Here is a 23,650-nt window from a genome sequence, read left to right on the forward strand (position 1 = left end):
TTCGACTCAGAGCATGAGCAGAATGCTCAACGAAAGAGCAGCATCTTGTGCAGCTGAAGAGCTATCTGTCTACTGACGGAGCACAAATTCAGTTTTCCACGGCGTGGTGCGGACAGCGGAGGCGGTCGGTGATGGTCCTGGACCCGGAGCTGAGAGCGATCGGCGGCAACGGCTCGGGCGGTGCCCGGGCGGAGGAGCTCGCCGTGCTGGAGGCGGTCGGCCAGCGGGTGCTGTGGCTGTCCACCGCGATCATCGACCACGCCAATCGGGTGCGGCCGAACCCCTCGGGGCTGAAGGTGGGCGGTCACCAGGCGTCCAGCGCCTCGATGACCTCGATCATGACGGCGCTGTGGTTCCACGCGCTGACCGCCGAGGACCGGGTGTCGGTCAAGCCTCACGCCTCACCGGTGTTGCACGCCATCAACTACCTGCTGGGCGAGCTGGACGAGTCCTACCTGACCACGCTGCGCGCCTTCGGCGGCCTCCAGAGCTACCCCAGCCGGGCCAAGGACCCCGACCCCGTCGACTACTCCACGGGCTCGGTCGGCATCGGCGCCACCGCCCCCCTGTGGGGCGCCCTCGCACGGCGCTATGTGGAGGGCCACTTCGGCGGGGCCGGGAGGGGGCGGCAGTACTCCCTGCTGGGCGACGCGGAGCTGGACGAGGGCGCGATCTGGGAGGCGATCCAGGACCCGATGGTGCCCAGCCTGGGCGAGGCGGTGTGGGTCGTCGACCTGAACCGGCAGTCCCTGGACCGGGTCGTCCCCGGCATCGCCGCGGAACGGCTCCAGGGCATGTTCGCCGCGGCCGGCTGGCAGGTCATCACCCTCAAGTACGGGCATGTGTTGCGGGAGTTGTTCGCGCGGCCGGGCGGCGAGGCCCTGCACGCCCGTATCGACGCCATGGACAACCCCGAATACCAGCGCCTGCTGCGCTGCTCCGCCGACGAGCTGCGTGAGCGCCTGCCCGGCACCGGCTCCACCGCCGGACCGATCGCCGACCTGATCGCCCCCCTGGACGACGCCTCGCTGCTGGCGGCGCTGCGCAACCTGGGAGGGCACGACATCGGCGCGCTGATGGACGCGTTCGACGACGTCGACGACACCCGGCCGACCGTCATCTTCGCGTACACGGTCAAGGGCTACGGGCTGCCCACCGAGGGCCATCCGCAGAACCACTCCTCGCTGCTGACCGCCGACCAGATGAGGACCCTGGCCGACCGCCTGGGAACGGACCCGGACCGGCCGTGGGCCGCCTTCGCCGCCGGATCGCCGGAGGCGGACCGGTGCGCGGCGGCCGCCAGGCGGCTGCGCCGCCCCGGACACGCGTCGCCGCGGGCCCCCGAGGTCCCCGCCGACCTCGCCCGCCCGGCACCGACCGGCTCCGGCAACACCCAGCAGGCCCTCGGACGCGTGCTGCTGGACCTCACCCGGCGGGCGCCGGAGGCGGCCGCCCGGATCGTGACCGTCAGCCCGGACGTCAGCTCCACCACCAACCTCGGCGGCTGGCTCAACAAGGTCGGTGTGTGGTCCCCGGCCGAGCGCCCCAACTGGTTCGCCGATGACGCCGAGACGATCCTGCACTGGCGGGAGCGGCCCACGGGCCAGCATGTGGAGCTGGGCATCGCGGAGACCAACCTGGTCGGTCTGCTCGGCGAGCTGGGCGCCACCTGGAGCCGCTGGGGCCAGCCGCTGCTGCCGATCGGCGTCGTCTACGACCCCTTCGTCAACCGGGCCCTGGAGCCGTGGTCGTTCGGCATCTACGCGGGCGGCCAGTCGATCCTGGTCGGCACGCCGTCCGGCGTCACGCTCGCCCCGGAGGGCGGCGCCCACCAGTCGATCACCACACCCTCGCTGGGCATCGAACAGCCCGGCTGCGTCACCTACGAACCCGCGTTCGCGATCGACACCGAATGGTGCCTGCTCACCGCGCTCGGCAACCTCGGCCGCCCGGACGGGAGTTCGGCCTATCTGCGGCTGTCCACCCGGCCCGTCGACCAGTCCGCGGCCGATGTGCCCGGCGACCCGGCCGCCCGCGAGCGCCGCCGCCGGCAGGTGACCGCGGGAGCGTACCGGCTGCGTCGCCACGAGAGTCCCGTGGTCACCCTCGCCGCGATGGGCGCCCTGGTCCCGGAGGCCCTGGCCGCCGCGGACCGGCTGGCCGCCCTCGGCCACGGCGCCGACGTGGTCTGTGTGACCAGCCCGGACCTGCTCTTCCGCGCGCTCCAGGCCCGCCGCGGCCTGTCACGGGACCAGAGCTGGATCCTCGACCAGGTCTTCCCCGCCGACCGGGCCACACCGCTGGTCACCGTGCTGGACGGCCATCCGCACACGCTGGCCTTCCTGAGCGCGATCCAGAACACGCCCGTCACCACCCTCGGTGTGACGCGGTTCGGCCAGAGCGGTTCGATCGAGGACGTCTACCGCTACCACGGCATCGACACCGACAGCATCGTCACCGCCGCCCTCGACCTCGTCGACTGAAGTCGACTGAGGCGGAGGTCAGTCCGCCCGGGCCTCGGCGGCGCCGGGGCCCGGGGACCGCCGGTCGGGTGCGGGCTCCGCGTGGACGACCGGGTGGCCGAGCGCGGGCATGTGGTGGGGGAAATCGATCCGGAGGAGAGCCGCCGCGACGGCGGACGCCAGCACGACGACGGCCGCGAGGATCAGGGCCCGGTGGTACCCGTGGCGCAGCAGCGGGGTGGCGACCAGCGGGCCGAGGATCTGGCCCACCGAGTATCCGGTCGTCAGCAGCGCGACCGCGCGGGGGAAACGCAGATGCGCGCCGGTCGCGAGCGCGAGGGTGCTGACGCCGATGAACGTGGCGCCGAAGAGCACCGCGGAGATCAGCGCCGCGGCGACGCCACCGATCAGCGCGGGCAGGGCGATGCCGACGGCCTGGACGCCCAGCGCGGCCAGCAGCAGGCTGGGGCGGGACCAGCGCCGGCCCAGCCCCGCCCACAGCGCGGAGGACGGAATGGCCGCGAGGCCCACCAGCACCCAGGCACCGCTGCCGATCCAGCCGGGGGAACTCTGGTCGATCGCGGCCACCAGGAAGGTACCGGCGATGATGTAGCCGACGCCCTCCAGCGTGTACGAGGCGAAGAGCGCGGTGAACCAGCGATGGGTGGGCGGGCCGGTCTCACGCCGTTCCGCGCCGGGCCGGGGAGTGGCGGACGCCGACGGGGGCGCGGGTTCCGGCCGCAGGAACCAGGCGGGAACGGCGAGCAGCGCGCTCAGCCCGGCGGAGGCCCACCACGCGGCCTGCCAGTCGGCGATGGTGCGCAGGGCGAGCACGAGCGACCCGGACAGGGCGATACCTGCCCCGACTCCGCCGAAGGCCCACCCGGGCAAGTGGGCGGGATGGTCCCGCAGATGGCTGAGCAGCGAGCTGACGGCGATGACGAAGATCACCGCACTCACCACGCCCGCGCACAGCCGGAGCAGCAGCCATACACCGGTGGCGTGGGTCAGTGGCATCGCGGCCAGGGACACCGCCAGCATCACCAGACAACTCCGCAGCACGGCGGGGGAGCGCGTCAGACGCGGCAGGAAGGTCCCGGCGAGCGCGCCGATCAGATAGCCGACGTAGTTGGCGGTGGCGAGGTTCGCGCCCGTCGCGGCGGACAGCCCGGCCTGAGTGTGCATCAGGGGAAGAATCGGGGTGTAGACGAAACGGCCGACACCCATGCCCGCCCCCAGCGCGGCGGCCGCCTGCGCGACATGGGCCCAGGGCGAGTGGCGGACGCCCTCGGAGCCGGCGGTACGGGGGCGCGGAGGCGCAGCGGTCACGATGTGGTCCTTGACGGTTTCGCGGTACGGAAGCCTGGGTGGCGTTGCGCTCCCGTGCCCTCAGACTGCGCCCGCCACCAGGGCGAATGCCACGATCGGCTTCCTCCCTCCTGGTAGGCCCGGCCTCTTACACGCACCACGCACGCGGGGGTGCGGACCTCCTCTCCTCGGCCTCGATGTCTCGGATGGACCGGTCTGACCAGGGCATCCCTGTGACCGGCTTCCTCCCATCTGGTAGGCGCTGCCTCCCACCGCAGGTCACAGTGGTGCGGGGGAGGCGGGAGACTCTCGCCGTTCCTGGCTGTTTGTCGACCGGTCGTCTATGTTCGTGAAGGGCCGGTGATCAGCGCCGGTCCGGACACCCCACCCCACTGGAGACAGTCACCATGAGCACTTCCGGCCAGAAGGTCGCCGTCATCACCGGAGCGTCCCAGGGCATCGGCGCGGGCCTGGTCGAGGCGTACCGCAAGCTCGGCTACGCCGTCGTCGCCACCTCACGCGGGATCGCTCCCGCTTCCGATCCCGAGATCCTCACCGTCCAGGGCGACATCGCCGACCCCGCCACCGCCGAGCGCGTGGCCGGTGCCGCCATCGAGCGCTTCGGCCGCATCGACACCCTGGTCAACAACGCCGGCGTCTTCGTCGCCAAGCCCTTCACCGAGTACACGCAGGCGGACTACGACACGGTCACCGGCGTCAACCTCAGCGGCTTCTTCCGCATCACCCAGCTCGCCACCGAGCAGATGCTCCGCCAGGGCGGCGGACACATCGTCCAGATCACCACCAGCCTGGTCGACCACGCCCACTCCGCGGTCACCTCCGTACTGGCCTCCCTCACCAAGGGCGGACTGCAGTCGGCTACCAAGGCCCTGGCCATCGAATACGCCACCCGCGGCATACGCAGCAACGCCGTCTCCCTCGGCATCATCAGGACGCCGATGCACCCGGCGGAGTACCACGACACACTCGCCGCCCTCCACCCGGTCGGCCGGATGGGCGAGATCGGCGACATCGTCGACGCCGTCGTCTACCTGGAGAACGCCCCGTTCGTCACCGGCGAGATCCTCCACGTCGACGGCGGCCAGAGCGCCGGCCACTGACCCCGGACTGCCCGCCCGGGCGCCGGTACGTGGCGCCCGGGCACGCCCTTGCCCTCACACGGAAGTTTCCATGAGCAAGATTTTCCTCATCACCGGTGTCAGCGGCGGTCTCGGACGCGCCTTCGCCCAGGAGGCGCTGGCCGCCGGGCACCGGGTCGTTGGCACCGTCCGCGAGCCGGACCAGATCCGTGCGTTCGAGGCGCTCGCACCCGGCCGCGCGACCGGGATGGAGCTGGACGTCACGGACGAGCACGCGGTGAAGACCGTGGTCGACCGGATCGAGCACGGGATCGGCCCGATCGACGTGCTGATCAGCAATGCGGGGTACGGCGTGGAGGGGACGGTCGAGGAGTCCTCGATGGACGATCTGCGCCGCCAGTTCGACGTCAATGTCTACGGGACCGTGGCGGCCATCCAGGCCGTCCTGCCCTATCTCAGACGCCGCCGCGGCGGACACATCGTCACCCTGTCGTCCATGGCCGGTCTCACCGCGCTGCCCGGAGTCGCCTTCTACGGCGCCAGTAAGTTCGCGATCGAGGGCATCTCCGCCTCGCTCGCCCAGGAGGTCGACCGGTTCGGCATCCACGTCACCTCCTTGGCGCTCGGCTCGTTTCGCACCGACTGGGCCGGGCGCTCGATGGTCCGCGTTCCGCGCAGCATCCCCGACTACGACGCCGTCTTCGAGCCCATCCGCGCCGCCCGCAAGGCCAAGGACGGCAACCAGACCGGTGACCCGGCCCGCGCCGCCAAGGCCCTCCTGACCGTGCTGGACGCCGAAGACCCGCCCGTGCATCTGGTGCTCGGCAGCGATGCGCTGCGCTTGATCGAGCAGGGCCGGCAACGGCTCCAGCACGACATCGACGCCTGGGCCCAGCTGACCGCTTCCACCGACTTCCCGACCGACCACTGAACCACTGGACACCACATGCCCCCTGTACCGTCGCCCCTGCCGGTCGACTTCTGGTTCGACCCCGTCTGCCCGTGGACGTGGCTGACCTCCCGCTGGATGCTGGAGGTCCGCAGCGCCCGGCCCGTCGACATCACCTGGCACGTCATGAGCCTGGCGGTCCTCAATGAGTGACGCCTGGACGAGCTGCCGGAACACATCCGCGACCTCATGGGCCGGGCCTGGGCGCCGGTCCGCACCCTGATCGCGGCGCAGATCGCCTTCGGCGCCGACGTAACGGAGCCCCTCTACACCGCTCTCGGCACCCGATACCACCTCAACCAGGAACCCAGGACACGCGCCACCATTGAAGCGGCCCTCGGCGAGGTCGGGTTGCCTGCCGACCTCGCCGACGCCGGTGACACCGACGCCTACGACGAAGCACTGCGCCTGTCGCATCGCGAGGGCATCACCCTGGTCGGTTCGGAAGTGGGCAGTCCCATCATCGCCGTGCCGGGTCCGCACACGCTGTCGGGCAAGGTGGCCTTCTTCGGTCCCGTCGTCACACCGGCGCCCAAGGGCGAGGAGGCGGCCCGCCTGTGGGACGGGACCCTCGCCGTCGCCTCCATACCCGGCTTCTACGAGATCAAGCGCAGCCGCGCCGTCGGCCCGCTCTTCGACTGACCCCTGCCACCTGACGCGACACGCCGGGGCGCCGGCACCGGGGGAATCCGGTGCCGGCGCCCCGGCGTGCGGGCGCGCCGCTGTCGGGCGCATGATGGAGACAACGGCAGCGACCCCGCCTGGGACCTGAATCCATCGAGCGGCCCCTCGGCGGAGTGGGCGCACTTCCACGGCGCACCTGCCCGGCGCCGCGGCCCGGATCGCAACTACCGCCTGAACCAGAGAGAGCGGTGGTCGAATGAACACCGTGCAGAAGGTCGCCATCGTCACCGGGGCTTCCCGGGGAATCGGCGCCGCCCTGGTGTCCGCCTACCGCGAGCTCGGCTACGCGGTTACCGCGACCGCCCGCTCCCTGGACGAGTCGAGCGATCCCAGCGTGCTGACCGTCAGCGGTGACGTGGCCGAGCCGGGCGTCGGCGCCCATATCGTCGACGCGACCCTGGCCCGGTTCGGACGGATCGACACGCTCGTCAACAACGCCGGGGTCTTCGTCTCCAAGCCGTTCACCGACTTCACCGACGAGGACTACGACCTCGTGACCGGGGTCAACCTGCGTGGCTTCTTCGAAACCTCCCGCGGCGCCGTCGCCGCGATGCTCTCCCGGGGCGGCGGCGGCCACGTGGTGAACCTCTCCACCAGCCTGGTCGACCACGCCAACTCACAGACACCCTCAGCGCTCGCCTCGCTGACCAAAGGCGGTCTGAACGCGGTCACCCGGGCTCTGGCGATCGAGTACGCGGCCCGTGGCATCCGGGTCAACACCGTCGCACTGGGCATCATCCGCACTCCCATGCATCCGCCCGAGACACACGAGGCCCTCGCCGCGATGCACCCGCTCGGCCGGATGGGGGAGATCGAGGATGTGGTCAACGCGATCGTCTACCTGGAGAACGCCCCGTTCGTCACCGGCGAGATCATGCACGTGGACGGCGGCCAGAACGCCGGCCACTGAGTCAGCCGGTGACGCCGGCCCCACCCGGGTCATTGGGGTGCGGCCGAACGGCGGTGACCACCGCGGTCATCCAGGGCCACAGGGGCAGCGTACCGAGCACCTTCTCGTGCAACTCGGCCTCGTCGGTGGCCCGCCACAGACCGATGCTGCGCAGTTCACCCACCGGACGCCACAGCCTGGCCAGGTGGCCGGCGGCGGTCAGCTCCCGGGCCCGTACCGCTTCGGCCGCACGGCGACGGTCGACCTCGGCCGGGTCGGTGCCCTCGGGGACGGTGGTGGTGAGCTCGACCAGGAACTCTTCCATGGTTTTTCCTCTCTCGGGTCCCTGTGGGGGACGAGGCCGTGCGGTGCGCCCGGCCCGGCCTTGCGTCGATCGTCGCCGGCCTCAGTGATCAGCGACGATCCGGGAGACGTGGTACTGGCGGATCCGCCAACTGCCGCCCTCGTGCTGGAGGACCAGCGACAGGTGCACCGGGGCCTCCCAGCCCGTCGGATCCCGGAAGGTGACGTCGGCGAAGCCACCGGCCACGTGCTCGCCGATCCGGTAGCCGTGGACCTCCCCGAGATGCGCCCTGCGGTAGTCCGGTACGGCCTCGTAGTAGCCGCGCACCGCGTCCCGGCCGGAGAGCGTCTCGGGGCCGAACCCCTGGAAGAGGGCGTCGGGTGTGAACAGGTCGGCGATGACGTCCGCCTGGTGGCTGTCGAAAGCGGCCTGCCAGCGTCTCAGCACCTCGTGCATCGGGTCGTTCACCGCGTCAGTGCTCATGGCGTCAGCTCCTGTGATAGATGACCGGTCTAGTAAAAAGGTAGTCGATCGGTCGTATACTGGCAACATGGGACGGACGAGTGATGCCAGGGAGAAGATCCTCAGCGCTGCGCGGGCGCTCATCGAGCTGCGCGGCTACTCGGCTCTGGGGGTGGCCGAGATCTGTAAGGCGGCCGGGGTGCCCAAGGGCAGTTTCTACTACTTCTTCGAGTCCAAGGAGGCCCTCGCGCTGGCCGTGATCGACGAGCACTGGACCGCCCAGCGGTACGACTGGACTCGCATCCTGAACAGCGACGCGCGGCCGCTGCAACGGCTACGGCAGCTGTTCGAGGAGACGGAGGCCGCCCAGCGGGCCGGCCAGCGGAGCTGCGGGACCGTTTCGGGCTGCATGTTCGGGAACCTCACCCTGGAGATGAGCAATCAGACCGAAGCCGTCCGCAAGCGGCTGCAGGAGATCTTCGAGACCCAGGTCGAGATGGTCGACTCGGTCATCGCCGATGCTGTCGAGCGTGACGAGGTCACCGTCGCCGACAGCCGCGAAGCCGCTCGGTCCGTGGTCGCGCAGCTCGAGGGCCAGGTCCTGTTCGCCAAGCTCTACAACAACGCTTCCCGGCTCAGCGCGGTGTGGCCGAACTGCCTGGCGTTGCTGGGAGCTCGCACACCTCAGGCACCGGTCGGCGCCTGAGGCGACGTGCATCGGCTCATGGGTGCCGCCTCCCACCGCAGGTAGCATGGCGATCGTGGAGCTGCGCCAGTTGCGGTATTTCGTCGCTGTGGCCGAGGAGCTGAACTTCGGCCGGGCCGCCGAGCGGCTCCTTATCGCCGGTCCCTCGCTGTCCCAGCAGATCAAGGCGCTGGAACGGGACCTCGGCGTCCGGCTCTTCGACCGCGACCGCCGTTCGGTGGCCCTCACTCCGGCCGGAGCGGCCCTGCTCCCGCACACCCGGGACCTGCTCGGCCGCGCCGACGATCTCCGCAACCGCGCCGCGAGGATCGCGGGCTCGGAACCGGTCCGGCTCGGATACGTGAATTGGCTGCCCTCGGACCTGACCGCCCGCGCCTCGTCCGTGGCGCGCCTGCACATCGACGCATGGGTCGCGCCCTCCCACGCCCAGGCCGCCCGCGTCGCGGACGGCAGCCTCGACCTCGCGGTGTGCTGGATTCGTGCGGACGATCTGGAGAAGCGCGGACTCAGCGCCCGGCTGATCGGCGCCGACCAGCTCTACGCCGTCTCGGCCGGGCAGGACACCGGCGAGGTCCGCGCCCAGGACACCGTCGTCCTGCTGGACGACGACGCCACCACATGGGTGTCCTGGAACGACTACGCGGAGCAGCTGGCCGCCGACACCGGCGCCCCCGCGGTGCGCATCGCGGACGGCGGTATCACCGGTCCCGTCTTCTTCGACCAGGTACGCCGCCGCGGGCGGCCCATCCTCAACTCGCCCAAGGGCCAGACCACTCCGCTGCCGCCCGACCTGGTCGCCCGACCCGTGGTCGAGCCGAAGGTCTATTGGACCTGGTCCCTCGTCTGGCGCCGGGAAGAGCTCCGCCCGGCCGTACTGAGCGCCGTGGACGCCCTGACGGAAGGCGTCGGCGACTTCGGCATCCACGCGCCGGACGCCTGGCTCCCCGACGGCGATCCGTACAAGCGGTGACTCTCCTCTCATCGGACCCCGTGGGGGATGGCGTGGTCAGACGGTGGTTGCCGCGGCCGCGAGCATGTCGAGGGAGGTCTGCCACAGGCGGGCCGCGTGCCGAGCGTCCAGCGCGTGGGCGGCCACTCCGCGCCGCACACCGGGCTGATGGGGCCCGGCCTCGTTGCAGTCCTCGAAGTAGCGGCCGGTCACGCCCTCGGTCAGCGGGGAGGCGGCGAGCAGAACGGAGGTCGCGGCCCCCTGCTCGATGTTCTTCCAGGACACATCGGTGCTGGTGGGGTCGAACGAGGCGGGGCTGTGGGAGATGTCCCCGATATGGCGGCCGAGCCGGGTGCTCGTGATACGGCCGGGGTTGAGGGCGTTGACGCTGATCAGGTCCGATGCCCAGCGGCGGCTCGCCTCGACGGCGAACAGGACATTGGCGGTCTTGGACTGGCTGTAGGCCGCCCACGGGTCGTAGGGGTGGTGCTCGAAGTTGATGTCGTCGAAGAGCACCTCGCCGTTGACGTGGCCGACCGAGCTGACCGCGACCACGCGTGCGCCACGGGCCGCCGTCAGGGCGCCGTGCAGACCGGTGGCGAGGGCGAAGTGGCCGAGGTGGTTGGTGGCGAACTGCATCTCCCAGCCCTCCTTCGTCCGCTGAAGTGGCGGGGCCATCACACCGGCGTTGAGGACCAGGATGTGCAGCGGTCCACGCCAGGCATCCACGAAGGCGCGCACCGAGCTCTGGTCGGCGAGGTCGAGCATGGTGGCGTGCACCGTTCCCGGGCCGCTCGCCGGGAAGAACTCCTCGGCGGCCCGCCCACCCCCCGCCGGGTCGCGGACGCCGATGGTGACCTCCGCCCCTGCCGCCGCCAGGACGCGTGCGGTTTCGCGCCCGATGCCGGAGGCCGCGCCGGTGACGAGGGCGCGCTTGCCGGTGAGGTCGACGCCGTCCAGTACCTCGGCGGCGGCCGTCCGGGCTCCGAAGGGGGTGGTGATGAGGTGGTCGGTCATGACGTACTCCAGGGAGATGGTGGCATGCGGGGCGAGCGCACGGTCGCTGGCACGGCGGGCGCGGACCGTCGTAAGCTCGTATCCGGAACGGGTTCCGGTTCACTTCCCGACGGTAAGCGGAACTGGTTCCGGTTGCAAGTGACGGCGAGAGGGGACCCGGATTGACCGGCACGGAGGGGAACGCGGCGGCGCACCGCAGGCCGCTGCGCGCCGACGCGCAACGCAACGAGGACCGGCTGCTGGAGACGGCGGCGGCCGTGTTCGCCCGCGAGGGGGCGGGGGCCTCGGTCAAGGACATCGCCCGCGAGGCCGGTGTCGGCGTTGGTACGCTCTACCGCCGGTTCCCCTCCAAGGAACTCCTGGTCGAGGCGGTCTACCGGCAGGAAGTGCGGCGCCTGTGCGAGGCCGCGCCGCGCCTGGCCGCCACACTGCCGCCGGTGGACGCGCTGCGGACCTGGATGGAGCGCTTCATCGACTTCATGGCCGCCAAGGGCGGGATGGCCGACGCGCTGAGAGTCGTGCTGACCGACGACGGCGAGCGCCTGCAGACCAGGGCTCTGCTCGCCGGGGCGATCGACCACCTGCTGTCGTCCGGGGAGGGCCGGCCGGAGGCGCGGCCGGAGGCCGACGCCCAGGACGTGCTGATGGCCCTCGGCGGGATCAGCCTCATGGCCGCCGGTGAGGACCGGCGCGACCTGGCCACCCGGCTCATCGACCTGCTGCTGCGCGGCGTCGTGAGGAGCTGACACGGTCCGCGCTATCGGGACGATAGAGGCCCTTTGAACACTCGGTGGACCCACGCCGGGTGGTCAAAGGAGTGGCGCCACCGCGGGTCGGTCCGGCGCCAGAGAGAAGTCGCGCATGTTTACCCAACAGTTTCTCCAGACCCAGCTCGCCTCCAGGATCCGCGCCGCACGCGCGGGGCACGACGCGGAGGCGCTGGACGCCCAGCCGCTCACCGCGGAACGGATGGCGGAGCTGGCCGCGGAGGCCGCGTCGGCGACGACGACCGTGACCGTCGTCCTGCGCCGGTTCGAGCCCCGGATCTACGCGGAATCGGTGCTGGGCTACGCCCTGAGCCTTCCGGACCCCCTGCGTGAGGCATGGCTCCGGGCCTACACCAGGACCGTGTTCCTGACCGGCAACCCGGCGAACCTCGCCACCCGATTCGACTTCCACCACACCAGTCGGGACGGTTCCATGGCGTGGACGGCGCCCGATGACTCGGGGGAGCGGTCACCGCTTCGCCGGCTGCTCAGACTGTTCCCCACGGCGGGGCTGCCGGCCCTCCCCGCCCGGCTGGAGGTGTCCGCGACGGCCTCACCGGAACGGGACCCCCACGCACCGGTCCGCCGTGCGCGGCTGTACGCCGTCACGACCCGGGTGTCCCTGGCCGCCTACCTCGTCCACGTTCACCATGTCCTCGCCGAGGCCGTCATCACGAAGCTGATCGACGAGCACACCCGGCTGACGATCCACCACGTACCGCAACTCGACCCGTCGGACGGCCCCTTCGACATGCTGCGCGTCGTCCCCGACGCGGACCTGGACACCTCCGGTGACGGTCCGGAGACCGCCGGCCCCGGCCGGCTGCGCGCCTGCGCGGGACTCTCCCTCGGCGGTGGGGCCCGGGTCCTGACGTGACGCCTCGCCGCCGTCGGCGCTATCGAGGCGATACACCGCGCTCGGATACTCGGTAAATCCAAGTGAACGAGTGAAGGAAGAACTAATGCCCGAAACACGTACGGCCCGTGCGCTGTCACCCGAAGGGGGCCCGGAGCCCGGTACCACCGCCGGGGGGAGGCCCGCCGGGTGAGGCCGCGATCAACGGTCCTGCTGGGGCCCGACTACTCCGGGAAGTCCTCGGTGCTGGAGCGGCTCGCCGAGCGGGGGACCTGGACGGTCGTCTCGTACGACGAGGCCCTGCTGGACCCGGTGTACTCGCTCATCGGCAGGGTGCGCGACGAATTCCTGACTGAGGCGCTGCGCGCGCCCGCGGGGCGTTACTCCTCGGATCTCTTTCTCACCCTGGTGCAGATCGCGGCGGTGCACCTTCGTGACCGGGTGGCGGACGCCCCGCCGGACCGGCCGGTGATCGTGGACTCCTACCACTACAAGCTCCTGGCCAAGTGCTCCCTCCTCGGCCACGACAACCCGTCGCTGCTCTCCTGGTGGCGGTCCTTCCCGCCGCCCGACCAGGTCGTCTACCTCGATGTGGAGCCCGCCGTCGCCTGGGAGCGAAGCGGCTGGGGAGCGGACGCGAATCCGATGGAGCACTACGGCGAGAAGCCCACCGAGGAGTCGTTCACACGCTTTCAGGCCGATCTGGGCGATGTGATGAGGAAGGAGCTGGCCGGGCTGAACGTCATCACCCTCGGCCAGTCCGATGGTGTCGAGGAGTCCGTGGAACTCGTGGAGAAGGCAGTGAGGAACGGTACACATGGCTGAGGCGGCGGAGATGGCCGACGCGGCGGGCGGGACGTTCTCCGCCTACCGGAGCAGGGTGTTCGGCGAGCGGGACCGGCTGTGGGCGGCGCTGGACAACGCGCGGGAATCCCAGGACGACGCGCTGCGCGGCATGCTGCGCGAGAACGCGGACACCGAGTTCGGGAAGGCCCACGGCTTCTCCCGCTGCGGCGGCGTGGACGAGTACCGCGCGGCGGTCCCCATCGCCGACTACGCCTCGCTCGCCCCCTGGATCGAGTCGGCCGCCGCCGGGCGGCGACACGTGCTCAGCGCGGATCCCGCCGTGGTCTTCTTCAAGAGCAGCGGCAGCACCGGGGACAGCAAACAGATCCCGATCACCCGGCAGTTCATGCGCACGTCCTTCTTCCCCTTCTACTACGCGGCGTGGGCCAACTTCGTCGAACACTTCCCGGAGGCCGTCCACCGCGCGGACGCCACGCTCAACCTCAAACACGACCCGGCCCCCGCGGTCGGCACCACCCGCTCCGGACAGCCGCATCTGGGCGCCAGCCAGGTCGACTTCGGCCAGGCGTTCGGCGAACCGCTCGCCGCGGAGCCGGGCAGCCGGGCCCCCTGGGGCACCCTGCCGGACTTCGTGGACCCCGCGGACCACCTTCAGCGCGGCTATGTGCGGCTGCGCGCCGCGATCGAGCACGATGTACGGTGCGTCATCGGTATCAACCCGGCGATGGTCGCCGCCGTGCCGCACCAACTCGTCCAGTGGTGGCCCCGGTTGGTCAAGGACCTGTACGACGGCACGATCGACGGCCACCCCGGCTCCACCCCCGACCCCGGCCGCGCCCGCCTGCTGGAGAGGTCGGCGGAGCGCGCGGGAGGGCTGCTGCCCACGCATGTCTGGCCCCGGATGCAGCTGCTGTTCTGCTGGACCACCGGCCTGGCCTCGCTCTATCTGCCGCGGCTGCGGGAGGCGTTCGGCCCCCGGGTCACCGCGCTGCCCGCCCCGGTGGCGGCGTCGGAAGGCTTCGTGGCCGTCGCCCTCGACCGCCATCTGACGGCCGGATCACCGGCGATCACCGGCGGGCTGCTGGAGTTCGTCGACGCCGACGAGGACCTCCGGCCCGACTCCGCCACTCAGCTCTTCCACGAGCTGGAGACCGGTCGCGAGTACCACGCCGTCATCAGCCACGTCGGCGGCCTGTACCGGTACGCGCTCGGTGATGTGGTGCGGGTGGTCGACCGGGTCGGGGACGTCCCGCGGGTCGAGTACGCCGGCCGGCGCACCCTCTCGGACGCCGTCGGCGAGCGGCTGCGCGAGTCCCATGTGGTGACCGCCCTGCGCACGGCGCTCGCGTCCACCGGGCTCGAGGTGCGCAACGCCACCTGCCGGGTGGTGGACGCCCCGGCGACGCGGACCGGTGGGGGCCCGGCGGGCGCGGGACCGGCACAAGGCGCCGTGCGGCCGCGCTACGCCTTCGCGCTGGAGCCGTTCCTGCCCTGGTCGGACCGGGAGACCGCGGCCTTGGGACGTGCGGTCGACGCGGCGCTGAGCGCCGCCGCCCCCGGCTACCGGTCGGCGCGTGGGACGGGCCGGCTCGACGCCCCCGAGATCCACCGCGTGGCGCCGGACGCCTTCGCCCGCGACTGGCAGCACAGGGTCGCCGCCGGAACCCGTCCGGCCCAGGTCAAGGACCGGGTCTTCCAGCAGGACGACGCCGCCTGGCAGCGCCTGCTCGGCGGCTGAGGCATATCTGCGGCCACCTGCCCGGCCCTCTTCACCAACCTCGTACAAGGAGCACCCACGTGGCACCATTAGACGCGATCGCCCGGACGTCCCTGCTGACGGCGGCGCTGCGCGCCGAGGAGACCCGGCGACCGGACCGGCTCTACGAGGACCCCTTGGCCGCCCGGCTCGTGGGCGCCCTCGGAGGCGACCTGCTCGGCCAGGTCGCCGATGCGAGCGGGCCCCGTGACACCGATCCCGGACAGGGCGGTCCCGGACGACACGTTCCCGGGCAGAAGGTGCCGAGCACCGTCGACTTCAACGCCATCCGGACCCGGTACTTCGACGACTATCTGCTCACCCAGGTGAGGGACGGCGGATATCCCCAGGTGGTCATGGTGGCCGCGGGCATGGACACCCGCGCCCACCGGCTGCCCTGGCCCCGGGCGATCGAGCTCTTCGAACTGGACCGTCCGGGTGTCCTGGAGGCGAAGGAGTCGGCCCTCGGCGACGAGCCGGTGCACCAGCGGGTCACCAGACGCCCGATCGGCGTCGACCTCCTCGGCCCGGACTGGACGGACGCCCTCGTCGCGGCAGGTTACCGGCCGGAAGAGCCCTCCCTGTGGCTGCTCGAAGGACTGCTGTACTACCTCACCGATGACGAGACCCGGCGGCTTCTCTCCCGTGTCGCGGACCTGACCGCCCCCGGCAGCCGCATAGCCGCGGACATGGTCAGCGCCACCACCCTGACCGCCCCCGCCGTCGCGCCGCTGCTCGAGGTCTTCGAACGCCAGGGCTGTCCCTGGCTGTCCGGGCACGACGAGCCGGAGGCGCTCTTCGCCGAGTACGGCATCGAGGCGGAAGCGGTGCAGCCGGGCGAGGAGTCCGCGCACTACGGACGGTGGCCCGACCCCGTCCATCCACGCCATGTACCGCATGTCGAGCGGGTGTTCCTCGTCCACGGCGTACGGAAGTGAGCATGGCCACGCCCCGACGGCCCGCCACCGGACCGCACGACGGCACCGGTCCGGTGGCGGTGGACGGTTCCCCGCGCCGCCCCAGGGTGCTGATCGCCCCGGTGACCGTGACCCCCACCAAGGCGCTGGGCCTCAGCCACCTCAAGGGCCTGCTGTGGGTGGACGTCATGTACCGCGCCACCCGATCGCTGGCCGATGCGGACTACCTCTACAACCACACCGCCTTCAACATCACCCGCCAGACCGCGGGCTTCTGGGAGTACCTGGACCGCGCCTGCCCGGACATCGATCCGTCCCGGTGCACGGAGGACGACGCCGGCCGTCTCTACACCGCCTTCCAGGCGCAGCCGTCGCCACCGCCGGAAGAGGCGCTTCAGCCGTACGTCCGCGCGGTCGAGGAGACCGGCTGGACGCATCCGGTGAGCCGGCGCCTGCTGGAGATCTGGCGCGGCCACTATGACTGGCTGGGGCTGCACGACCCGGGCATCACCCGGACCATGCCGCCCAGGATGGGGCTCGAGGAGGTGGTCGAGTACCTGGCCAAGCGCGGTCTGTGCCTGGACGCCCGGCGCGACGGAGGCCCCGTCTATCTCGATGCCACCGCCCAGGGCCTGCCGCTGCGCGCCGTCACCTCGGCCACCGGCCACCCCAACTACCTGGGCTGCGCGCTGCGTGACCTGGTGCCGATGCTCGAGCAGTACGACGAGATCGTTCTCGTTCACGACCTCGAGCTGACCGAGGACTACATCCTCCTCCAGAAGGTCTTCGGCGCCCTCGGCGCCGACACCCACCGCCTCGGTCTGGGCAGGGTGCCGCTCGACGGCATCGTGCGCTCCAGCCGCCATGGAGTCGACCACCGCCACACGGTCGCCGGGCTCGCGGACGAGTTCGGCACCTGCGGATCCACGGACGCCGTTCGCCTCGGTATGCGCCTGTACTTCATCGCGGCTCTCGGCAAGGGCGGCGGTCAGTCGTTCCGCATGGACCTGCTGCGCGAATTCATCGACCGCGCCGGGAAACTGCTCGCCAGGGACGACGCTCCCGACGCACCGGACGTGGCGGCGTTTCTTCGGCGGAACACCGGTGGCCGGGCATTCGTCGACGCCTATCGCCTCACCTCCGCGCTCCTCGGAAGACATCGTCGAGTTCCGCTGAGGGCCCTCACCTCCGCTCTCCACGGCTGAAATCCCTTTCTCTAGGGGCTCGAGCGGTGTCGTGTGACGTCGCGCGGAAAGGCTTCGTTGAGGCTCCGAGACTCGTTCTCAGAGGGCGGGTGGGGTGAGTGAACGCAACCCGTATCCGAGTGACTTATCGGACGAGCAGTGGTCGTTGATCGCGCCGGTGATCACCGCATGGAAGGACCGGCACCGTTCGGTCAGTGGCCATCAGGGCGCCTACGAGATGCGGGAGATCGTGAACGCGATCGACGGGACCGACCAGGTCATCCATGAACTCCTGCGCTGCCAGGTCCGTGAGCGGGCCCGCCGATTAGAGGACCCGACCCTGGTGGTGCGGGACACCCAGAGTGTCCACGCGGCCGCCGGGTCCCCGCCGCCACGACCGGCCGGGATCCGGCCAAGCGGGCGCCGGGCCGCAAGCGCGGACTGGCCGTGGACGTCCTCGGCCTGGTTATCGCAGTCGTCGTCCTCGCTGCGAACACGCACGACAACGCCGCGGGCATCATCTTGCTGGACCAGGTCGCCGGGCACGCCGGCGGAACCGTCCGCAAGGCACTGGTTGACCAGGGCTTCAAGAAGCAGGTGGTCCTGCACGGTGCAGGCCTGGGGATTGACGTCGAGATCGTCGAACGCAACCCGCAGGACAAGGGGTTCGCGCCGCAGGCGAAGCGGTGGAGGGTCGAGCAGACCTACGGGATCTTGATGCTGCACCGGCGTCTGGTCCGCGACTACGAGCACCGCCCTTCGTCGCCTTGTCAGCCGGCCGATGGGGTGAGGCTGGTGCGGTCGAACGGGCCACCGTGCGCGGCGGCGTACGCGATGGCGTCGTTGACAGCATCGAGGCCGAACGACCGGACTCGTTCGGGGGCGAGATCCAAAGTGCCCGAGGCGAGAAGCCGGATGATGCCGACATTGGCTGTGCGCGGGTACATCCACTGCCCGCGCACGGTGATCGAGTTGCGCATGATCCATGGGTACGGGAGTGCGAGGTCGTCGCCACCGAGCATGCCGACGCCGCCCATGAGGACGACGCGGCCGTACTCGCGGACGGTCATGGCCGCCGCGCGCGACGCCGAGCTGGGTGCGCTCGGCGGGAGCAAGTCGATCACCATGTCGATCGGGCCGTCGGCCGCCGCGGACATCGCCGCGCGGTCGGTGGCCTCGTCTCCGGTCAGCGGGACCGGGCTCAGACGCGGACCGAACCGGTCGGCGAGGAGGCCGAGTGCGGCCTGGTTGCGGCCCGGGGCGACCACGCGGCCTGCTCCCATCGCGACCGCGACCGCGACCGCGCTGCTGCCGAGGTTGCCGGTGGCCCCGCTGACGAGCAGCGTCTCGCCGGCTGCCAGCCCGCCTGCCAGCAGCCCGCCGTAGGAGATGGCGTGCACGGTGAGTGCGGCCCAGCGGGCCGGATCGTCCCCTGCCACGGTGGGCAGCGGGAAGACGTTCTCCGTCGGGACCCGCATAAGCTCGGCGAACGCGCCGTCGTGCATGTACTCGGCGAGCCGCGCGCCGCCCTCCCCGCGCGAGCTCCAGCCCTGGAGCGTGATGTCGGGCGTCATGGCGTCGTCCCGCGAGCGCACCGTCGAGTCGCACCACACCAGGTCGCCGATCCGCAGCCGGGTGGCGTCCGGGCCGACGTGGACGATCCGCCCCACCGCGCCAACACCGGGCACGACAGGAGGGACAAGGGGGTAATTCCGCTTGCCACCGAAGACTTCGGCCGCGTAGGGCGCCACGCTGGCGGCGAGGACCTCGACCACCACCTCACCGCCCCCGGTCTCGGGGTCGGGCACCTCCCGCACCGTGAGCGGGGCGCCGAACTGCGTCAGAACTGCTGCTCGCACGTGATGACCTCCGTGTTGTCCGTACTGGTGGGATCGACACTAGGAGCTGGGTGAGCATGCGGGAAACGATGATCTGGCATTTGTGGTATGCGTATGCCGCATGGATATCTCCAGCGTGGGACTGCGGGTCCTGCGGCAGATCGCTGAGTCCGGCAGCTTCACCGCGGCAGCTGCCCGACTCGGCTACACGCAGTCGGCCGTCTCACGCCAGGCCGCCGCCCTCGAACGCAGTGCGGGCACCACCCTGTTCGAACGCCGCCCGGACGGGATACGGCTCACCCCCCTTCGGCTTGACCCTGCTGCGGCACGCCCACACGGTCCTGGCCTCGCTCGCAGCGGCCGAGCGTGAGCTCGCTGGCGGTGCTGCCGCCCGGGGTTACTGGCGATCGGCTTCGCCGTCGTCACGGCCTGCACTGGCCGACACCCGGGACCTGCCACTGGATGATCAGGCCGGGGACAGCGGCCTGCACTACCGGCTCAAGCCCCGGCACCGGCTGAAGGAACCGGAGACGGAAGTCGAGCGCGCATCGCCGTTGCAGGTGCGAGGAGCTGACCAGGGATTTCGCGTTTCCGCAGCAGAGCCAGCCGCACCCACGTGAAACGGCGGGGCTAGGCGGGGTGTGGTGACGATGCCGTGTCCGGAGCGGGACGATCCGCGGCTCCGCTCGAGTGCTGCGGGTCGGGCTGATCGCCCATGAGAGCGATTGCGCGCGTCTCGGGAACGCCCAGCATCAGCAGGCTCGTGATCGTCGCTGCTCGGGCGCCGAGGGCCCCGTTCGACAGGTCGCTGTCCGCGATGGCGAACACGACGCCGTAGGCAACCTGGCTCAGAATGCCCGCCGGCAGGTGCCGTGCGAACACGTCGCCGTCCTGGCCTCGTTTCACGACGTCGGCGAGGAGCTCATCGACCGGCCCGAGCAGGTCGTGGATCGACTGGCCGTACTCGCCACGGCGCAGCGCCAACAGCACTCGGTACCGGTGCGCCACCGGCCAGACGCGGGCGATGAATTCGACCCACGTCGCGTCCGCTTCCGCGCCGGAGGCGTTGACTTCGGTGAGTACGGCTGTCACCTCAGTGACGGCCCGTTCCGTGAGTGTCCGTACCAGGTCGAGGCGCGAGGGGAAATGGTCATAGACCGTGCGACGGACGACGCCGGCAGCGGAGGCGATGTCGCCCATGCCGGCGTCGGGGTTCTCTCCCAGCACGTCGAGGGCGACGTCGAGGATGCGATCGCGTGTCTCGTTCATCAAGCGCACGCGGGAGGACTCGGTGGACACGGCACCAGTATTGCACACCGGTGTACAGTGAGAGGGACTGCACACCGGTGTGCAGTGAAGAGTTGCGCTGTGCTTCGAACCCCAGGAGAAGAAGGCAATGACCGCACCGACGCCGCCGACCTCGGCCCTCGTCCGCCCGTTCACCGTCTCGATCTCGGAATCGGAGATCGACGACGTGAAGCAGCGACTGGCCAGGACTCGATGGCCGGATCCGGAAACGGTGGGCGACTGGTCGCAAGGGGTTCGCGTAGAGAACGCCAGATCTCTGGTCGACTACTGGGAGCGCGGCTACGACTGGCGGCGCTTTGAGTCCGAGCTCAATCGCTTCCCCCAATTCCTGACCGAAATTGATGGGCTGGACATCCACTTCATCCACGTCAGGTCCAAGAATCCCAACGCGATGCCGCTGATACTCACGCATGGGTGGCCGGGCTCGATCGTCGAGTTCCTGAAGCTGATCGGCCCGCTGACCGATCCGGTTTCGTTCGGAGGAGATGCCGCCGATTCATTCGACGTCGTCGTCCCGTCGCTCCCCGGGTTCGGGTTCTCCCAGAAGCCCACGCAGACCGGGTGGACCGTATCGCGCATCGCAAGTGCGTGGGCGGAGCTGATGAAGCGTCTCGGCTACCCGAGATGGGCCGCGCAAGGCGGCGATTGGGGTGCCGTCGTCACCACCGCCCTCGGGGCCATGCAACCTGAGGGGCTTCTCGGAATTCATCTGAACACCCAGTACGCCTTTCCCGCGCAGATACCCGACACCTTGTCGCCCGAACAGCGCTACGCCGTGGAGACCCTCGCCCTCTACACCGGCGATCTCGGCGGGTCGAACCACCTTCAGGGCACGAAGCCGGAGACTGTCGGATTCGCCCTGGCGGACTCGCCCGCCGGCCAGGCAACCTGGATCTACGAGAAGTTCCAGTCCAAGACCGACAACCACGGGCTTGCCGAGGACGCTCTCAGCATCGACGACATGCTCGACGCGATATCCCTCTACTGGTTCACCAACAGCGCAGCGTCGTCCGGTCGCATCTACTGGGAGAACAAATCGCTCACTTTCGCCGGCCCGAAGGTGACGCTTCCGGTCGCGGTGACCGTCTTCCCGAGGGACATCCCACGCGTGCCCCGCAGCTGGATCGAAGACACCTACAGCAATCTGATCCACTACGGCGAGGCCGACAGGGGCGGGCACTTCGCGGCCTTGGAACAGCCCGAGATCTTGGTCAGCGAAATCCGCACCGGCCTGCGCACCCTTCGTTCCTGACACCACCGCGCGAACTCAACGGGCAATGAGCGAGTGAGTTTCGCGTGGGTGCCTTCGACGTGCTTGGGCATCAAGGGCAGGTCCAGGCAGGAGACCGACATCTGCGACTCCTCGTCGTACGCGGCGAGTGGCAGCACGACTGCCTTGGAGGCGTCGGGGGCGCGGGCGAAGCGCAGGACTCACGGACGGGTGTCGGCGCCCGTCGGGGGCTCCGCGCTGTGCGGGATGCACCCGCCCCCGGGCGCGAGCGGGAAGGCCTCCCGCACCCGGAGCGGGCCGCCATGGGGGTGCGTCAGTGCGGGGTCCGTGCCGGCACCAGGGCGAGGACGGGGCCGGTCACGACCGCCATGTACAGGGCGATGCCGGCGGTGATCGTCGCCGTCGCCAAGATCAACGACAAGCCGGGTCAACAAGCTCGGTCGTCTACGGCCGAGTTGCTGACCTCATTGTCTGTCGGCGCCGGGGCGGGCTGGGTAAGGCCGGCGAGCAGCAGGTCGATCATGTGGCGGGCCTGGTAGTCGGGGAAGGTTTCGATTCCGATGCACAGGTTGCCGATGGCCAGCATGAAGTCGTAGGCCCGTACGTCGGCGCGTGTGTAGCCAGCGGAGGCGGACGCCTTCAGCAGTTGGTCGAGCACGGGCAGCAGGCGCTCGACGAACTCGTTGTGCAGGGTCTCGAATCCGGCTTGGTCCGAGTGCAGCGCCTCGGCGAGGCCGTGTTTGGTGACGAGGAAGTCGGCGAATTGGTGGACCCACTGCCGCAGGACTTCGTAGGTGGCATCGGCGGTCTGCGCCGCGTGGGCAGCTGTGGCGAGTGCGTCGACCTGGTGGCGGAAGACCGCGACCACCAAGTCCGCCCGGGTGGGGAAGTGGCGGTAGATGGTGCCCATGCCGAGGCCTGATTCTGCCGCGATCTCCCGTACGGGAGCGTGGACCCCCATACGGACGAACACGGCCGCAGCTGCGTCCAGGAGCTTCTGCTCGTTCCGGCGGACGTCGGCTCGCTTGCGACCTGTGGCTGCTGGCGGAGTGTCGGCTGTGGACATCGTGAACACCTCCCACTTGCAAAGCGGAGCGCTGCTCCGTACTCTGATCCGGAGCGGCGCTCCATATTTCAATGATGCCCGATGCCGCGCCGCACGAGCCCACTGAGCATATCGAGGAAGACATTCACCACATGAACGGCACCACGTCAGCGGACGGCGGCAACGCCTTCACCGCCTCAGTCATCTCTGTCAGCCCGATCGCGCTGCCCGCCCCGGACCGCGGCCAGGACCTGCGGGTACGGGTCACAGCGCCCACGACCGGCCACAACCTGCCCGTCGTCGTCCTCTCGCATGGCATGACCCTGACCATGGACGATTACGCACCACTGGTCGGCTTCTGGGCCGCCCGCGGCTTCGTCGTCATCCAGCCCACCCATCTTGACTCCCTCGGCCTCGCCCCCGACGACCCGCGCACCCCGCTCATCTGGCGCATCCGCACCGACGACCTCACTCACGTCCTGGACCAGCTCGACATGGTTGAAGCCGCCGTGCCCGGGCTGGCCGGCCGCATCGACCACGACCGCATCGCGGTAGCCGGACATTCCTGGGGCGCGCAGACCGCCAGTACCCTGGCGGGCGCACGGGTCGTCGACGCCGACGGCATTCCCGGTGAGAGCATGGCCGACCCGCGAGTCAGCGCGGCCGTGCTGCTGTGTCTGCCCGGTACCGGCGGCGCCGACCTGAGCCCGCTCGCCACCCAGTACTTCCCGTTCATGAACCCTGATTTCGCCGAGCTGAAGACACCCTGTCTCATGGTCGCCGGCGACGCGGACCAGTCTCCGCTCACAGTGCGCGGTCCGGACTGGTTCACCGACGGCTACCACCTCAGCCCGGGCGCCACCGATCTGCTGACCCTGTTCGGCGCGGAACACGGACTCGGCGGCATTCAGGGAGCCAACGACACGCGCACCACCGACGAAAGCCCCGAGCGTGTCGCGCTCGTCCAGCACGCCACCCTGGCGTATCTGCGTACCGCACTGGGCCTGGACAACGACGCGTGGCCTACCGCCCGTCGGCCTCTGGCTGCGGCCGCCGACCCGCTGGGAAGCATCGACTCGAAGTGACCAACCACCTGGCACCGGCTGGTAAC

General features: G+C 70.4%; 21 protein-coding genes and 3 pseudogenes. 17 read left to right on the forward strand and 7 right to left on the reverse strand.

Features of this window, described 5'->3' with window-relative positions; translation table 11 throughout:
- Positions 1-131: 131 nt before the first annotated feature.
- Positions 132-2,483: a transketolase-like TK C-terminal-containing protein gene (locus tag ABD329_RS00835; protein WP_246618416.1), complete on the forward strand. Its 2,352-nt coding sequence runs from the start codon at positions 132-134 to the stop codon at positions 2,481-2,483.
- An 18-nt stretch (positions 2,484-2,501) separates the two neighbouring features.
- Here ABD329_RS00835 and ABD329_RS00840 read toward each other — a convergent pair whose 3' ends face one another.
- Positions 2,502-3,794: a YbfB/YjiJ family MFS transporter gene (locus tag ABD329_RS00840; RefSeq protein WP_425574271.1), complete on the reverse strand. Its 1,293-nt coding sequence runs from the start codon at positions 3,792-3,794 to the stop codon at positions 2,502-2,504.
- A 383-nt stretch (positions 3,795-4,177) separates the two neighbouring features.
- Between ABD329_RS00840 and ABD329_RS00845 the strand changes: the two genes are divergently transcribed.
- The 4 genes and pseudogenes from ABD329_RS00845 (at position 4,178) to ABD329_RS00860 (ending at position 7,413) form a co-directional block, all read left to right on the forward strand.
- Positions 4,178-4,891, forward strand: a complete 714-nt coding sequence (locus ABD329_RS00845; protein WP_198276942.1) for an SDR family NAD(P)-dependent oxidoreductase — start codon at positions 4,178-4,180, stop codon at positions 4,889-4,891.
- A gap of 70 nt (positions 4,892-4,961) precedes the next feature.
- The gene (locus ABD329_RS00850) at positions 4,962-5,801 is read left to right on the forward strand and encodes an oxidoreductase (protein ID WP_198276943.1); all 840 of its coding nucleotides are present in this window, start codon (positions 4,962-4,964) and stop codon (positions 5,799-5,801) included.
- 15 nt (positions 5,802-5,816) lie between these two features.
- Positions 5,817-6,461: pseudogene (locus ABD329_RS00855) on the forward strand (mycothiol-dependent nitroreductase Rv2466c family protein).
- 238 nt (positions 6,462-6,699) lie between these two features.
- Positions 6,700-7,413 carry an SDR family NAD(P)-dependent oxidoreductase gene (locus tag ABD329_RS00860; protein WP_198276944.1) on the forward strand — a complete coding sequence of 238 codons (714 nt, stop codon included), beginning with the start codon at positions 6,700-6,702 and terminating at the stop codon, positions 7,411-7,413.
- 1 nt (position 7,414) lies between these two features.
- On the opposite strand, the gene ABD329_RS00865 is transcribed toward ABD329_RS00860, so the two are convergent.
- Positions 7,415-7,717 carry a muconolactone Delta-isomerase family protein gene (locus ABD329_RS00865; RefSeq protein ID WP_198276945.1) on the reverse strand — a complete coding sequence of 101 codons (303 nt, stop codon included), beginning with the start codon at positions 7,715-7,717 and terminating at the stop codon, positions 7,415-7,417.
- A gap of 81 nt (positions 7,718-7,798) precedes the next feature.
- The gene (locus tag ABD329_RS00870) at positions 7,799-8,179 is read right to left on the reverse strand and encodes a nuclear transport factor 2 family protein (protein ID WP_198276946.1); all 381 of its coding nucleotides are present in this window, start codon (positions 8,177-8,179) and stop codon (positions 7,799-7,801) included.
- A 67-nt stretch (positions 8,180-8,246) separates the two neighbouring features.
- On the opposite strand from ABD329_RS00870, the gene ABD329_RS00875 reads away from it, so the two are divergent.
- Together ABD329_RS00875 and ABD329_RS00880 are read left to right on the forward strand one after the other, a co-directional pair.
- On the forward strand, positions 8,247-8,864 hold the full coding sequence (locus ABD329_RS00875; protein ID WP_198276947.1) for a TetR/AcrR family transcriptional regulator: 618 nt from the start codon (positions 8,247-8,249) through the stop codon (positions 8,862-8,864).
- A 46-nt stretch (positions 8,865-8,910) separates the two neighbouring features.
- Complete coding sequence (locus ABD329_RS00880) at positions 8,911-9,834, forward strand: LysR family transcriptional regulator (protein ID WP_198276948.1); 924 nt, start codon at positions 8,911-8,913, stop codon at positions 9,832-9,834.
- A 36-nt stretch (positions 9,835-9,870) separates the two neighbouring features.
- Here the strand turns inward: ABD329_RS00880 and ABD329_RS00885 are convergent, their stop codons facing one another.
- Positions 9,871-10,830, reverse strand: a complete 960-nt coding sequence (locus ABD329_RS00885) for an SDR family NAD(P)-dependent oxidoreductase (RefSeq protein WP_344315780.1) — start codon at positions 10,828-10,830, stop codon at positions 9,871-9,873.
- Positions 10,831-10,991: 161 nt separating this feature from the next.
- Between ABD329_RS00885 and ABD329_RS00890 the strand changes: the two genes are divergently transcribed.
- The 7 genes and pseudogenes from ABD329_RS00890 to ABD329_RS00920 all read left to right on the forward strand — a co-directional run.
- Positions 10,992-11,576 (forward strand): TetR/AcrR family transcriptional regulator, encoded by a 585-nt coding sequence (locus ABD329_RS00890; protein ID WP_198275533.1) that lies wholly within the window; start codon positions 10,992-10,994, stop codon positions 11,574-11,576.
- 115 nt (positions 11,577-11,691) lie between these two features.
- Complete coding sequence (locus ABD329_RS00895; RefSeq protein WP_198275534.1) at positions 11,692-12,474, forward strand: DUF6182 family protein; 783 nt, start codon at positions 11,692-11,694, stop codon at positions 12,472-12,474.
- Between the two features lie 168 nt (positions 12,475-12,642).
- Positions 12,643-13,278, forward strand: a complete 636-nt coding sequence (locus ABD329_RS00900; protein WP_198275535.1) for a hypothetical protein — start codon at positions 12,643-12,645, stop codon at positions 13,276-13,278.
- Positions 13,271-14,998, forward strand: coding sequence for a GH3 family acyl-acid amido synthetase (locus ABD329_RS00905; RefSeq protein WP_246618204.1), 1,728 nt, complete (start codon positions 13,271-13,273; stop codon positions 14,996-14,998). The genes ABD329_RS00900 and ABD329_RS00905 overlap by 8 nt, the downstream gene beginning before the upstream one ends.
- 59 nt (positions 14,999-15,057) lie before the next feature.
- Positions 15,058-15,954: a class I SAM-dependent methyltransferase gene (locus ABD329_RS00910; protein ID WP_198275536.1), complete on the forward strand. Its 897-nt coding sequence runs from the start codon at positions 15,058-15,060 to the stop codon at positions 15,952-15,954.
- Positions 15,955-15,956: 2 nt separating this feature from the next.
- Complete coding sequence (locus ABD329_RS00915) at positions 15,957-17,138, forward strand: hypothetical protein (RefSeq protein ID WP_246618205.1); 1,182 nt, start codon at positions 15,957-15,959, stop codon at positions 17,136-17,138.
- A gap of 94 nt (positions 17,139-17,232) precedes the next feature.
- A pseudogene (locus ABD329_RS00920) lies at positions 17,233-17,882 on the forward strand (transposase); the annotation flags it as partial.
- Between the two features lie 5 nt (positions 17,883-17,887).
- Here ABD329_RS00920 and ABD329_RS00925 read toward each other — a convergent pair.
- The gene (locus ABD329_RS00925) at positions 17,888-18,976 is read right to left on the reverse strand and encodes an alcohol dehydrogenase catalytic domain-containing protein (RefSeq protein ID WP_198275537.1); all 1,089 of its coding nucleotides are present in this window, start codon (positions 18,974-18,976) and stop codon (positions 17,888-17,890) included.
- Between the two features lie 100 nt (positions 18,977-19,076).
- Here ABD329_RS00925 and ABD329_RS00930 point away from each other — a divergent pair.
- Positions 19,077-19,341, forward strand: a pseudogene (locus tag ABD329_RS00930) (LysR family transcriptional regulator); the annotation flags it as partial.
- 244 nt (positions 19,342-19,585) lie between these two features.
- Here the strand turns inward: ABD329_RS00930 and ABD329_RS00935 are convergent.
- Complete coding sequence (locus tag ABD329_RS00935; protein WP_198275538.1) at positions 19,586-20,254, reverse strand: TetR/AcrR family transcriptional regulator; 669 nt, start codon at positions 20,252-20,254, stop codon at positions 19,586-19,588.
- Between the two features lie 97 nt (positions 20,255-20,351).
- On the opposite strand from ABD329_RS00935, the gene ABD329_RS00940 reads away from it, so the two are divergent.
- Positions 20,352-21,515, forward strand: coding sequence for an epoxide hydrolase family protein (locus tag ABD329_RS00940; RefSeq protein WP_198275539.1), 1,164 nt, complete (start codon positions 20,352-20,354; stop codon positions 21,513-21,515).
- Positions 21,516-21,921: 406 nt separating this feature from the next.
- Here ABD329_RS00940 and ABD329_RS00945 read toward each other — a convergent pair whose 3' ends face one another.
- On the reverse strand, positions 21,922-22,560 hold the full coding sequence (locus ABD329_RS00945) for a TetR/AcrR family transcriptional regulator (RefSeq protein ID WP_198275540.1): 639 nt from the start codon (positions 22,558-22,560) through the stop codon (positions 21,922-21,924).
- Between the two features lie 131 nt (positions 22,561-22,691).
- Here ABD329_RS00945 and ABD329_RS00950 point away from each other — a divergent pair, with 131 nt between their 5' ends.
- Positions 22,692-23,624, forward strand: coding sequence for an alpha/beta hydrolase family protein (locus ABD329_RS00950; protein ID WP_198275541.1), 933 nt, complete (start codon positions 22,692-22,694; stop codon positions 23,622-23,624).
- The last annotated feature ends 26 nt before the right edge of the window (positions 23,625-23,650 follow it).

Source organism: Streptomyces javensis (assembly GCF_039525925.1).
GTDB lineage: Bacteria > Actinomycetota > Actinomycetes > Streptomycetales > Streptomycetaceae > Streptomyces > Streptomyces asiaticus.